This window comes from Bifidobacterium apicola (genome assembly GCF_042846865.1).
GTDB lineage: Bacteria > Actinomycetota > Actinomycetes > Actinomycetales > Bifidobacteriaceae > Bombiscardovia > Bombiscardovia apicola.
The window spans coordinates 1,142,292-1,156,043 of the sequence record NZ_BAAFQQ010000001.1 but is presented as its reverse complement, the minus strand read 5'-3'; the positions used below and the strand labels follow the sequence as shown (position 1 = coordinate 1,156,043).

At 55.9% G+C, this 13,752-nt stretch carries 5 protein-coding genes and 3 rRNA genes; 7 read left to right on the top strand and 1 reads right to left on the bottom strand.

Translation table 11 applies throughout. From position 1 onward, the window contains the following. Positions 1–634 precede the first annotated feature (634 nt). Complete coding sequence (locus ACGG9J_RS04765; protein ID WP_390134093.1) at positions 635–3,535, bottom strand: glycoside hydrolase family 3 N-terminal domain-containing protein; 2,901 nt, start codon at positions 3,533–3,535, stop codon at positions 635–637. 585 nt (positions 3,536–4,120) lie between these two features. Between ACGG9J_RS04765 and ACGG9J_RS04760 the strand changes: the two genes are divergently transcribed. From ACGG9J_RS04760 to ACGG9J_RS04730, 7 genes are all read left to right on the top strand, one after another. Beyond that, a complete protein-coding gene (locus ACGG9J_RS04760; protein ID WP_390134091.1) occupies positions 4,121–4,957 on the top strand; it encodes an alpha/beta fold hydrolase in 837 nt (278 codons plus the stop codon). 526 nt (positions 4,958–5,483) lie between these two features. Then, positions 5,484–7,008, top strand: a 16S ribosomal RNA gene (locus tag ACGG9J_RS04755). 414 nt (positions 7,009–7,422) lie between these two features. Next, a 23S ribosomal RNA gene (locus ACGG9J_RS04750) occupies positions 7,423–10,493 on the top strand. 168 nt (positions 10,494–10,661) lie between these two features. Further along, positions 10,662–10,778: ribosomal RNA gene (gene rrf, locus ACGG9J_RS04745) — 5S ribosomal RNA — on the top strand. The 16S, 23S and 5S rRNA genes sit together here, the layout of an rRNA operon. Before the next feature lie 497 nt (positions 10,779–11,275). Then, positions 11,276–12,778 (top strand): BglG family transcription antiterminator, encoded by a 1,503-nt coding sequence (locus ACGG9J_RS04740; RefSeq protein WP_390134089.1) that lies wholly within the window; start codon positions 11,276–11,278, stop codon positions 12,776–12,778. After that, positions 12,775–13,275 (top strand): PTS sugar transporter subunit IIA, encoded by a 501-nt coding sequence (locus tag ACGG9J_RS04735; RefSeq protein WP_390134087.1) that lies wholly within the window; start codon positions 12,775–12,777, stop codon positions 13,273–13,275. Before ACGG9J_RS04740 ends, ACGG9J_RS04735 begins: the two co-directional genes overlap by 4 nt. Beyond that, positions 13,272–13,739 carry a PTS sugar transporter subunit IIA gene (locus ACGG9J_RS04730; protein ID WP_390134085.1) on the top strand — a complete coding sequence of 156 codons (468 nt, stop codon included), beginning with the start codon at positions 13,272–13,274 and terminating at the stop codon, positions 13,737–13,739. The genes ACGG9J_RS04735 and ACGG9J_RS04730 overlap by 4 nt, the downstream gene beginning before the upstream one ends. Positions 13,740–13,752 lie beyond the last annotated feature (13 nt).

Genomic DNA, 13,752 nt, shown 5'->3' with positions numbered 1-13,752 from the left:
TCGGTCTATGGGCATCTAAACCAGGCTTCTTTTGGAGGTTGACTTCAGCCACTATCTTCCTTGTCTTAAAGACGAGGCCACGATAAAAAAATTCAAGCCGGATCACTGCAGGGAACAGTAGAGCCGCAAAAGAGTCAAAACACAATAGTGGAGGGTTCAGGGCTCCATGATCCACGTTTGGTCAGTAAGCGGATCAAATCCAACCGGACGCACCTGTATGACCTGCTTTCAGCAGTTGTTGGAAACAAATTCTGCTTCAGGGTTCCCTTTCTGCTTGATGCTGCAGTTTTAGCGTCTTGTGCTTACTGGTTTTGGCAATTGCCAATTTGGGTTGCAGTTGCGCTAAAACTGATGAATCACCCTATGTATGAAAAAGATCAGAAGTATCCGAAGGCTTCGCTTCGGTGTTTTCTGAATGGTGTTTTCCGAATAATGGATGCCAGGATGTAATGCCCATAACGGTCTGATGAAGTGGAGATCCTCTTCCTTGCCTTGCAAATACCGTGTATGAAAACCGGTTATAAAAAACGGTGCACCGAATATACGGTGCACCGTTCTTCTTGCTGCTCAGATTTCAAGACTGAGCAGCGATTAATCTCTGCCCGCCAAGAGTTGGCTTGGATGGCGGTAGCAGTCAGGCCTTCCTTCTCTTGATGAATCGCCTTATGGTCATGTACTCTGCCAAAACAGCGAGGACAGCCGTGATCACCCAGACAACACGCATAGCTATCTTCCAAGAGGGTAGTTCTGCCTTTGGCTCGCCATTGGCATAGGCCCACCCATTCACCGAGGTGAAGAGGATATTGTGGCAGGCCTGCCGCATGGCTTTAACGGAGGTGGCTGACTTGTCAGTCACATGGTTGGTGATCTTGGTAGTTGCAAGCATGGCATCGCCTCCGGCTCGGATTATCTGGTCGGCGTTCATGTACCCATTGCCGCCAAAGTAATCCGTGATGGTGAATCCTTGGAATCCCCATTCTTGTCTCAGCAAGGTTGTCAGGAGGGTGGGATTGGCTCCGGCGTACGTAGGCCCTACATAGTTGAAGGATGTCATGGCAGCCTTGGCTTTTCCTTGTTTCACGCTCATTTCGAAAGGCTTAAGGAATATCTCACGCATGGACTGTTCGTTGGCCCAAGTGCAGAGCATCTGGGATTTGTTGCTCTCCTGCTCATTGAGGGCGAAGTGCTTCATGAAAGCATAAACGCCCTTGGATTGTGCGCCCGATATCTCATTGGCCGCCATCGTGCCAGCTATGAGGGGATCCTCGGAGAAGTACTCGAAGCTGCGGCCGCTGAAGGGGCTGCGGTGAATGTTCATGGCTGGGGCATACCAGCCGTTCACATGCATTTCCTGCGCCATTTTGCCGATGATCTTGCCATATTCCTTTGCCAGAGCTTTATTCCAGGAGCAGGCGAAGGAAGTAGAGGCCGGGAAACCGATGGAGCTGACTTTGGTGAAGTTATTGATCAAAGCTGCTGGCCCATCGGCCTCGGAGGTCTTGACCTTTCCGATAGAGGAGATCTCTGGTGTGGAATACCCGCTGTTGGCTATCAAATCATCCATTTGTGAGAAGGTCAGCTGATCGAGAAGCTTCTCCCACAGGGGGTCTTCATAAGATTTGCCTCTCAGGGAAGCCAGACGTATGTCGTTGTCGACGCCCATCTTCGGCATCTTGTCGGAGTTTCGATCGTGATCGGTTGGCTTGTAGGTCCCGTTGTTGCTGAACCGCGCCTTGATCGTGTCGCTCATGGTGAAGTTGGCGGGAGCTGCTATGGCCTGACTATAGTTGGCGAAATGATTGGCCCGGGAGAGGTAGGTTATATTCTCCCCCTCAGCGTCGTCGAATATATTGGTAGCAGGAATTTTGTCACCATTGTGGGTCTGGCCCTTACGGTTGTATGTGATGGTATCGGCCATCTTGACGGTTTTGGAGTCGATCGCAGTGTGGGCGTCGGATTGAAGACGTATGGCATAGTCACCTGCTTCCAGCACATATGCCTTGGCGTGCAGGTAATCATAAGAGGCCATATCAGAGTCATTGAAAGCGACATGCACCTTCTGCGAAGCACCAGGCTTCAGCAGATTGGTCTTGTCGAATGCTACAAGATTGGTGGAGGCTTTCTCGATGCCGCCGTCAGTATATGGGGGGTCGTAGTAGATTTCGACTACATCTTTGCCTGCCCGTGAGCCGGTATTGATGACTGTCACATCGAACGAGATTCGTCCCTTCTCGTGCTTTACCGGTCCCATTTCCTGTTTGAACTGGGTATAGGAAAGTCCGAACCCGAAGGGGAACTTGACCATACTGTCGTAATTGATCAGGCCCTCCTTGGCGGCCGTTTCATAGAAGCGGTAGCCGACGTAGATTCCCTCCGTATAGTTGACGAAGTGGGGCTTCACCTCTTTCTTCTTGCCGCGGAAATCAACTATGTTCTGATTGAATTCAGAAGTGTTGCGATACTCGAAAAAGCCGAAATTATTGTATGAGTTTGACTTGGTCAGGTCTTTCAAGAAAGTGTCGGAGGTCCGACCTGAGGGATTAATTTTGCCCGTGAGGACTCGGCCAAGCGCCTTGAAGCCGCTCTGGCCGGCAGGGGGGCACCAGAGCACCGACTTGATCTGCGGGTAGGAATCCAGGAAGTCCATCTGGAAGGCGTTCGCCCCGTTATAGATCAGAGTCACATGCTGGAAGTTTTTGGTGACCATGTCGATCATGTCTCTCTCAGTCTGGTCCAGTTGGAGAATATGATCGCCGAATTTGAAGTCTTCGTACTCCTTGGTGTTATCAGTGAAGTTGATCTTCCTGCCCTTGTGCTTCATGTCCTCGCCTTTGACGTTGGTGGGGAGGTCGGCACCTTCTCCGCCTGTGCGGGCCAGAACGACGATGGCTTGGTCTGAGAAGCTTTTGGCATTTTGCATCAGTGATTGCGGATACTGAGATGCCGGGGGTTCGGGAAGGCTCCAATCCTGGCCGAACATGCCCACTTCGGGCCGGGCGCTTTTGTAATCTTTGTAGAATTTGGTTACCTGTTTGTTGGTTTCAAGACCAGCACTGTGAAGGCCCTCCAGAAGGGAGACTTTCGGGTACTGGTCGGAGATGGACCCCGATCCGCTGCCACCATAGACCGGGTTGGTCGATGCCCATCCGAAAACGTTGATTTTCTTTGTTTTCAACGGAAGGTTGGAGTCCTGGTTCTGCAACATGGTGATGCCTTCGCCCTGTGCTTCCTCAGACAGTCTGGTGGCTTCAGCTATGGTTTGCTCAGTCAGCTCATGCTTAGACGCCGTGGCGTTGTTCAGAAGCGTGGCCATAGGGCCTTCCAGCATCATTGATATGGCTATGACCAAGCCAATCAGGGCGACGATCCATGATTCGGAATGAATGATCTTCCTGGTCTTGAGGTCCCCGACGGTTTTCCTGTTTACTGCGATAGTGATGATCAGTGCCAAAAGGAGCAGTACACCGGCAACCGACAGATAAGGTACCAGTGAATGCATAACGGCAACGACATCGGCCATATTGATTTGCAACACGGTTCTTGTCTCTCCTTGTTATCTTTTTGCTTGAAACAAGCGGACAAAGGCCATGCGCTCGTGTTTGATAAGGAGCAACCTTGGTCTTTATCACCTGTCTTTTTTCACTATGACAAGCGGCGTGAAATGTCTCAAACAAATATCATGAATTGTCGATTAAGCCGTCTGATCTGTCAAAGTGGAGCTGGATAGCATCGGAAAAAGAAGAGGCAGCTCCTATTCGCCCTTACCTTATAAAAGGCAAGATCAACTGCCCCACTGGTATTGGCAGACTAATCGGTCGTCAGTAGCCCCAACGATGCCGGGCAATCAACTCACCATGCCGGGCTAATGCTTTGCCGTTCCAAGGGGTAGAACGTTTACGCCGTTGGGCTTGGTGAGTGCCATATGACTGTTATTGTGAAGCTGTAGGGATGCTCGGGCCTGCTCTCTTGCTCGCTTCAGCATAGGAATAAGCAATTCTTGTGGTCTGTTTTCCGATAGAATTCCGGTATGGCCCAAGGCAGAAGCTGTGTTCATCCTCAGTGTTCTACGCATTCACGTTTGCACTGGACGCAGATCAATGGCACGCGCCTGGTTTTCTCGATGAATCCAGCGCCTCGCCGTGCTCCTATCATTCTTTATTTGCACGGTGGCCCAGGCGATGCCTGCATTCCGTTGACCATGCGGTACAACGCGGCCTTGGAACGCGATTTCCGTTTCATCAACCTGGACCAGCGCGGCAGTGGGTTGTCCTACCATCCTTTTGCGCCTGACGAGGCAGTGACCATCGATTCGATGGTCGAAGATGTTCACCAGTTCGTGCTTGGGCTTCTTCGTGGCTATGGGCAGGATTCCCTGATTCTCATCGGTCATTCCTGGGGCAGCGTCCTTGGGCTGGAGATGGTGAAGCGCTATCCCTCGCTTGTCCGCTGCTACATCGGTCTCGGACAGGTTGTCAGCATGCATGCTGCTCTTCGGTTAAGACAAAATTGGGCGCAACAGCATTTAGGCCCCAGGATCGGTTCGATCGTCAGCGGGGAGAGCGGGGCTGCTGACATAGTGCTGATGATCGATGAGCTGCTGTCTCGCGGCGGAGCTGCCATGCTATTCGGATCCCTGGGACGGATCATGACCTACCTGCGTTCGCCGTACTACAACTGGTTGCGTCTGCTCAACCATGCCAAGGGGGCGTCTCAATCCCGGGCGCGCTTGGATGTTGAGTTGGAACAGGTCGATTTCAGCGGGCAGACCTCTTTTGGGGCGCCTGTCTATTTCATCAGCGGCAGGTATGACCGTCATCTGCCAGGCATTCTGGTTGAGCGGTTTGCCGATGGATTGAAGAGCCCGCATCGGTTCATCCGCTTTGAACGGTCCGGACACTGCCCGCAATGGGACGAGCCTGAACGGTTCGCGGCAACGGTCAAAGCCATCTGCCTGTAGCGCTTGATTAATAAGGAACGGCTGTCTCGCTGTTCGCGCTCATCCACATGGTGGAAATACACCCTGTGAGGAGCTGGATCTATTAATATGGGTCGTGGAAGATATTGGTTTGAGCCTCGCTGAAGAGTGCGCGGGGTTCCTGGATAGGTGAAGGTCGATGAAACGGGAACCGTGTTGATGAAAATCAACACGCCGTAGAATCCTCGGAATCATTGGGCTCCTCCTAGATTTTTCCATACCAACTTGCAGGACAACTCAGGTTCGTGTAAGTTTACTTCTTGCTGCCCGGCAGTGATGAGAACTCTTCGGAGTGCTTGGATCTGTTGGTGTGGTGGTGGTTTGAGAACTCAAGAGCGTGTTTGTGCTACTTATAGCTTTTTGATTGCCAGTCCGATGCCCGCCCGGCTGTTGTCGGGTACGTGGGAGCGTTGTGAGGGGTGTCGGGGTTTTTCGTGGGTTGGTTTCCTCCTTATGGAAGCTGGCCCGTCAATTATTGATGTGAGTCGTTTCGGCTTCTTCATGGTTTTTTGTGGAGGGTTTGATTCTGGCTCAGGATGAACGCTGGCGGCGTGCTTAACACATGCAAGTCGAACGGGATCCGCCAAGCTTGCTTGGCGGTGAGAGTGGCGAACGGGTGAGTAATGCGTGACCAACCTGCCCCATGCTTCGGAATAGCTCCTGGAAACGGGTGGTAATGCCGGATGCTCCGCATCATCGCATGATGGTGCGGGAAAGGGTTTACCGGCATGGGATGGGGTCGCGTCCTATCAGCTTGTTGGCGGGGTGATGGCCTGCCAAGGCTTCGACGGGTAGCCGGCCTGAGAGGGCGACCGGCCACATTGGGACTGAGATACGGCCCAGACTCCTACGGGAGGCAGCAGTGGGGAATATTGCACAATGGGCGAAAGCCTGATGCAGCGACGCCGCGTGCGGGATGACGGCCTTCGGGTTGTAAACCGCTTTTGATTGGGAGCAAGCGAGAGTGAGTGTACCTTTCGAATAAGCACCGGCTAACTACGTGCCAGCAGCCGCGGTAATACGTAGGGTGCAAGCGTTATCCGGATTTATTGGGCGTAAAGAGCTCGTAGGCGGTTCGTCGCGTCTGGTGTGAAAGTCCATCGCTTAACGGTGGATCGGCGCCGGGTACGGGCGGACTGGAGTGCGGTAGGGGAGACTGGAATTCCCGGTGTAACGGTGGAATGTGTAGATATCGGGAAGAACACCGATGGCGAAGGCAGGTCTCTGGGCCGTCACTGACGCTGAGGAGCGAAAGCGTGGGGAGCGAACAGGATTAGATACCCTGGTAGTCCACGCCGTAAACGGTGGATGCTGGATGTGGGGCCCGTTCCACGGGTTCCGTGTCGGAGCTAACGCGTTAAGCATCCCGCCTGGGGAGTACGGCCGCAAGGCTAAAACTCAAAGAAATTGACGGGGGCCCGCACAAGCGGCGGAGCATGCGGATTAATTCGATGCAACGCGAAGAACCTTACCTGGGCTTGACATGTGCCGGACGGCTGCGGAGACGCGGCTTCCCTTCGGGGCCGGTTCACAGGTGGTGCATGGTCGTCGTCAGCTCGTGTCGTGAGATGTTGGGTCAAGTCCCGCAACGAGCGCAACCCTCGCCTCGTGTTGCCAGCGGGTCATGCCGGGAACTCACGGGGGACCGCCGGGGTTAACCCGGAGGAAGGTGGGGATGACGTCAGATCATCATGCCCCTTACGTCCAGGGCTTCACGCATGCTACAATGGCCGGTACAACGGGATGCGACATGGTGACATGGAGCGGATCCCTGAAAACCGGTCTCAGTTCGGATCGGAGCCTGCAACCCGGCTCCGTGAAGGCGGAGTCGCTAGTAATCGCGGATCAGCAACGCCGCGGTGAATGCGTTCCCGGGCCTTGTACACACCGCCCGTCAAGTCATGAAAGTGGGCAGCACCCGAAGCCGGTGGCCCAACCCGCAAGGGGGGGAGCCGTCTAAGGTGAGGTCCGCGATTGGGACTAAGTCGTAACAAGGTAGCCGTACCGGAAGGTGCGGCTGGATCACCTCCTTTCTACGGAGATATGAGTAAAATCCCCCGCCCGTGTTTGGGTCGTGGGGTCGGGTCCATGGGTCCGGCCGGATGGCCGGATGGCGTGGGCGTGCTGGCGTGGAACGGTCGGAAGGCTGTGGCATGGATGCGCTGTTGGGTTCCCGGACCGCCACCTTGTTGTGGGTGGTGTTCCTGCCGCCCGTCGGGTTCCTGCATGGGGTGTTGCCCTGTGGCGGGTCTTGGCGGCGCGCTGGTGGCTTGAGAACTGGATAGTGGACGCGAGCGGATGGCTGGCTTTGGGCTGGCTGTCTGCTGTATTGTTTCGTCCGAGCCTATTTTTTTGGTGGGTTCGGGTCGATCGTTTTGTGATCGTTTAGTGTGATGATTTGTCGTCTGGCAGTTCGCAGTTGTTGTTGTCGTGGCATGGCCTGTGGTCGTGTTGTCGGCAAGGGCGCATGGTGGATGCCTTGGCAGACAGGACCGATGAAGGACGCGTGGGGCCGCGATAGGCCTCGGGGAGCCGCCGACAGGGCTTTGATCCGAGGGTGTCCGAATGGGGTAACCCGCCGGCTGTTATGGGCCGGCACCGCATTCGTGCGGGGGGTACGCAGGGAAGTGAAACATCTCAGTACCTGCAGGAAAGGATATTCCGTGAGTAGTGGCGAGCGAAAGCGGATGATGGCCAAACCGGTGCCGTGCAAGACCCGTCGGGGGTTGCGGCATGGGTGTTGTGGGACTTGGCGTCCGGGCTCCGACGGGCCCGGCGGCAGTGATAAAGCGGCGTGTGAGGCGAACGGGATTGAATTCCCGGCCGTAGAGGGTGATGGCCCCGTAGCCGAAGGCGTGCCGCCTGCCGGTTCTTGTTCCCAAGTAGCGCGGGACTCGTGGAATCCCGTGTGAATCGGCCCCGACCGTGGGGTAAGCCTGAATATTCCTGTCTGACCGATAGCGTACGAGTACCGTGAGGGAAAGGTGAAAAGCACCCCGGGAGGGGAGTGAAAGAGTTTCTGAAACCGTGTGCCTACAATCCGTCGGAGCCTTTCGGGGTGACGGCGTGCCTATCGAAAAATGAGTCTGCGAGTCAGTGGTGCGTGGCGAGGCTAACCCATGTGGGGCAGCCGTAGCGAAAGCGAGTCCGATAAGGGCGTTTCCAGTCGCGTGTCCTGGACCCGAAGCGGGATGATCTAGCCCTGGGCAGGTTGAAGCGCGGGTAAGACCGCGTGGAGGACCGAACGGACCTGGGTTGAAAACCGGGCCGATGACCTGGGGCTAGGGGTGAAAGGCCAATCAAATTCCGTGATAGCTGGTTCTCTCCGAAATGCATTTCGGTGCAGCGTCGCGTGAGTGCCTCCATGGGGTAGAGCTACTGGATGCTTGAGGGCCCGTATCGGGTACCGACAGCAGCCAAACTCCGAATACGTGTGAGGTGTATCGCGGCAGTGAGTCGGCGGGGGATAAGCTCCGTCGTCGAGAGGGAGACAGCCCAGATCGTCGTCTAAGGTCCCTAAGCGCGTGCTAAGTGGGAAAGGATGTGGAGTCGCATAGACAGCCAGGAGGTTGGCTCAGAAGCAGCCATCCTTGAAAGAGTGCGTAACAGCTCACTGGTCTAGTGGTTCCGCGCCGATAATGTAGCGGGGCTCAAGCACGCCACCGAAGACGCGGCAGCGCAGTTTGCTGTGCTGGGTAGGAGAGCGTTCCGCGTGGGGCGAAGCGGCGGCGTGAGCCGGCCGTGGACCGCGTGGAAGTGAGAATGCAGACATGAGTAGCGAGAGGCGGGTGAGAATCCCGCCCGCTGGATGACCAAGGGTTCCGGGGCCACGTTCGTCGTCCCCGGGTGAGTCGGGTCCTAAGGCGAGGCCGACAGGCGTAGTCGAATGGATGAAGGAGTCGATATTCTCCTACCGGCGTCAAGCCGTCCAATCCAAGACGCGGAAGCGTGCCCTTACCTGTGTCGGGTGATGGTCTTCGGACCGTCCGATGGCATGGGACCGGCGTGTGGATGCGTGGCGGGTAGCGCAGGAGTGACACGGAACGGGAGCCGGGCCGCGGTGGTGGTTATCCGTGGTCAAGCATGCGGCGCGTCGGGCAGGCAAATCCGCCCGGCATGAGCGCGAGGTGTGATGATGGGGGGTCTTGTGCCCCGAATCCGGTGTGCCGTTCCGTCGAGAAAAGCTTCGGCGCGAGGAGTGGCGCCGCCCGTACCCTAAACCGACACTGGTGGTCAGGTAGAGTATACCAAAGCGATCGAGCGAATCCTGGTCAAGGAACTCGGCAAATCACTCCCGTGCCTTCGGTATAAGGGAGGCCCCTGCCGGTGAGACGCCTTGCGCGCGGAGCCGGTGGGGGCGGCACAGACCAGGGGGTAGCGACTGTTTACCAAAAACACAGGTGCATGCGAAGACGTAAGTCGCTGTATATGCACTGACGCCTGCCCGGTGCCGGAAGGTTAAGAGGATCCGTCATCCCTCTTCGGAGGGGGCAGCGGTGAATTCAAGCCCCGGTAAACGGCGGTGGTAACTATAACCATCCTAAGGTAGCGAAATTCCTTGTCGGGTAAGTTCCGACCTGCACGAATGGCGTAACGACTTCCCCACTGTCTCGACCAGGAGCTCGGCGAAATTGCAGTACGAGTAAAGATGCTCGTTAAGCGCAGAAGGACGAAAAGACCCCGGGACCTTTACTATACCTTGGTATTGGCGTTAGGTGCGGACTGTGTAGCATAGGCGGGAGGCTTCGAAGCGGGTGCGCCAGCATCCGTGGAGCCGGAATGTGAAATACCGCTCTGTCCTCATCTGGCCTCTAACCTCGGCCGGTCATCCCGGCCAGGGACAGTGCCTGGCGGGTAGTTTAACTGGGGCGGTTGCCTCCCAAAGAGTAACGGAGGCGCCCAAGGGTTCCCTCAGCCCGGTTGGCAATCGGGTGTTGAGTGCAATCGCACAAGGGAGCTTGACTGCGAGACCGACGGGTCGAGCAGGGACGAAAGTCGGAGATAGTGATCCGGTGCCGGCGTACGGACGCGGCATCGCTCAACGGATAAAAGGTACCCCGGGGATAACAGGCTGATCATCCCCAAGAGTCCATATCGACGGGATGGTTTGGCACCTCGATGTCGGCTCGTCGCATCCTGGGGCTGGAGCAGGTCCCAAGGGTTCGGCCGTTCGCCGATTAAAGCGGCACGCGAGCTGGGTTCAGAACGTCGTGAGACAGTTTGGTCTCTATCCTCTGCGCTCGTTGGAATCTTGAGGAGCCCTGCCCATAGTACGAGAGGACCTGGGTGGACGAACCTCTGGTATGCCGGTTGTCGCGCCAGCGGCACGGCCGGTTGGCTACGTTCGGATGGGATAACCGCTGAAAGCATCTAAGCGGGAAGCCCCCTCCAAGATAAGGATTCCATGAAGCCTCCGGGCTTCTGAAGACCCCATGCAGAACACATGGTCGATAGACCGGACGTGGACACCCCGCAAGGGGCGGAGCCGACCGGCACTAATGGTCGAAGACAACACAACACCCGCCCCCGTAAGGGGTGGCGGCATCAACCCTGCTGCGAAACATGCCTGCGGCAATATGCACGAACATTCGCAGGCGATCGAAACGAAACACGCGTCCGCCATCCGGTCCCCAAGCCGCCAGGAAACCCCGACCCTGCAAGAGAAGGGCCGGAAGAATAGAAGATTCGCGGCGGTCATGGCCTGGGGGAGACGCCCGGTCCCATTCCGAACCCGGAAGCTAAGACCCAGCACGGCAATGGTACTGCACCCGGAAGAGTGTGGGAGAGTAGCACACCGCCGCCACAACACGAAATGTAAAGGCCTCTGATGACATCAGTCATCAGAGGCCTTTACTGTATGCCTTGCCCTATAACCAGCAAAGCACCACTGGCTGCACGATGCCACATACCTGGAGGAGCACTTCTGCCATAGCCACTCTCACTTAATACTTAATAGTGCGACATCGCCAATAAGCGTTTACAGGCCATAGTACGTATACAGCAGAAGCACCTATCGAATATGACTTCATTCCCAGAATGCACTTTGGACCATGTGGTGTGGCAGATCTCCTGTGGCGTCATCATTCAGTTACAGCTGCCATCGGTTTTTTATATATATGACATGATGCCGATTCCAGTCGAAGACGACATATTTCAGTAATTTCTCAGCCTCTTTTGGTCTTATAGGCTTCCCTGATGTTCAGCGCATAGTCCGCAGACAAAGGACAATGCTGACTATTACACACCGTCCTGTGCCGAAAGCGGCCACATTACCCTAAGCATAAAGGAGGTCCAAGGGCAATGGAGACCGGGTTCAAGAAGTCGTTGATCGGCTATCTGCTCAACAGGCGCGATTACGTGCGCGGCTCCGAGCTGTCCCATGCGCTCAAGGTCTCGACTAAAACCATCACCAGAGCTGTCCGGCAGATCAACGAGCAATATCGGCCGGTGACCATTATCGAATCCAAGAGAGGGCGCGGGTATCGGCTGAAAAACCCCGAGACGCTGTCATTCGGGGATTCAGGATTTGTGATCGGCCAGGCCAATGTCGATGTCAGCCGCCTGACGTCTATAGAGCGGCGGGATGAGATCGTCAAGCGCCTGTTGTTTACGGCGCCACAGCGGTACAGGGTGACCGAGCTCTGGGGCAAATACTTCATCGGCGACTCTGCCGTGGCGACCGATCTTCGTTCGCTGAGACTGATGCTGAGCCGTTTCCAGATTTCCATCGAACATGTCAGCGGGTTCGTCTGGATTGAGGGCGAGGAGGCCGACATACGCCGGGCGATCGGCAGCCTGTTCGTCAATGAAGGCCAGCCTGGCAACCGACGGTTCATGCAGTCCGACCAGGACATTGAGCAGCGTGACGCGGCCTTTGTCGACAAACAGCTGGATCTGATCGAGGAGCTGCTCCACACCGAGATCCCCTATCCTTACCGGGTCAACATCTTCACCCATTTGTACATCCTCATCGAGCGGTTTCGCAGCGTTGGGGCGCTCATGGAGGATCGAGCCGGCAACCAGCAGGCCGCCATTGCCGATGAAGGTTCCAAGGTCATGAACGTATGCCGAGCAGTCATCGCCAACGTGAACATGTATCTGGATGCGCAGCTGCCCGATGCCGAAGTTTACGATCTCTACCAATATCTGGCTTCCTCAAGGATCGAGGATGATCTTCCGGCTGCCAACGACATGCCTGATCCAGTTCGGCGGGCCACGCGCTATCTGATCGACCAGGTCGCGCTGAAGCCTCGTTACGCGCAAATCGATCAGTCCGAGCTGTTCACCAGGCTTTCCAAGCATATGAAGCCCTTGCTTAACAGGTTGAAGAACGGCATCAGAGTCAACAACAACCTTCTTGAGCAGATCAGGCTGGAGTATCCGAACCTGTTCCGTACAGTGAAGGAAGCCACACGTCAGTTGGAGGAGCACGAGCATCTCCCGGTCATCGACGACGAGGAAATCGGCTTCATCACTGTTTATTTCGCTCAAGCTGTGGAAAATCTCAGCAGGCCCTTGAATATCCTGCTGGTCTGCACCACTGGGCTGGGTACGGCGCAATTGCTGAAATCCAAGATCGAGCGGCGGTTCTCCGATATGAACGTCATTGGGACAGTAGCTGCCAGAGACGTGGAGAAGGCCTTGGAGCGGTATCCGATGACTGATCTTGTGGTCTCTACGGTTACCCTGTCTGAAGCACTGAAGCGGCCGACGCTGGTCGTCAGCGCCATGCTGACCATCGAAGATCAGGAGCGGCTGGAGCGGATTGCCGACCATATCCATAACGGGGAGGTCGGACGATGAAGATCCTGATTGAGCAGGAGCCTTCTGGCGGTTTCGGATTCCGAGACTCTGCAACCTGGCATCAACAAGCTGCCACTGCATCAGCGGCATCCTCACGCCAGGAGTCCATGCATGCCTTATTCGTCTGCATATGCAGGCATTTACAGTCCAAGGGCATCATCAGGTCCGTCGATCTGTTAGCCAAGGAACTGCTTGCCCGTGAGGTGTCGGGCAGCACAGTCATTGCAGACCATCTGGCCAACCCCCATGCGCAGGGACCTTTCGTTGATGAATGTGTGCTCTTCTATCTGAGGCTTTTCCGTCCCGTGCCGCAGTGGGACGGATCGCATGACGTATCCCGACTTTTGCTCACCCTCATCCCGCAGAACCCATCGATGAAGGACTTGCAGTATCTGCGTGGCCTCTATCGACGAATGGGTGGTGATGAGGTTCTGGACCTGTTAGGAACAGGTTCGATCACGGATGTTCGACAGATATTGACGACAGAAGGGAAATGATGGTGGACGCAGCATCACTCGGCGAGGCAATCGACAAGAGCACCGTGGTGACGGGACTCAAAGCGAAGACCAAGGACGAGGTCTTTACCGAGCTGACCCGCAGGCTTCATGATGCCGGCTACATCGATTCGCCGGAGGTCTTCATGAAGGCCCTGTACGAACGCGAAGGCCAGGGCGCGACAGGCATAGGCGAGCATGTGGCCATCCCTCATGGTCGCAGCGACACTGTTCGCAGGAACGGCGTCGCCATAGCTGTGCTGGATCATGAAATTCCTTGGGAATCCTTGGATGACACTGGAGCAAAAGTCGTGGTGCTGTTTGCCGTCGGCGCCGATGACGAGGGCTCAAAGCGACACCTGCAGCTGCTTTCGGAGTTTGCCAGGAAACTGGCCAAGGCCGATGTGGTGCATGACCTCCTTCAGGCCCAGAACACCGACCAGGTCGTGGCCGCTTTGACAAGATGATTCGTCACTTAAT

What these genes read in the sequence shown, in the direction of transcription:
- ACGG9J_RS04760 (WP_390134091.1), top strand. Translation starts at nt 4,121, where the DNA reads ATGAATCCAGCGCCTCGCCGTGCTCCTATCATTCTTTATTTGCACGGT.
- ACGG9J_RS04740 (WP_390134089.1), top strand. Translation starts at nt 11,276, where the DNA reads ATGGAGACCGGGTTCAAGAAGTCGTTGATCGGCTATCTGCTCAACAGG.
- ACGG9J_RS04735 (WP_390134087.1), top strand. Translation starts at nt 12,775, where the DNA reads ATGAAGATCCTGATTGAGCAGGAGCCTTCTGGCGGTTTCGGATTCCGA.
- ACGG9J_RS04730 (WP_390134085.1), top strand. Translation starts at nt 13,272, where the DNA reads ATGATGGTGGACGCAGCATCACTCGGCGAGGCAATCGACAAGAGCACC.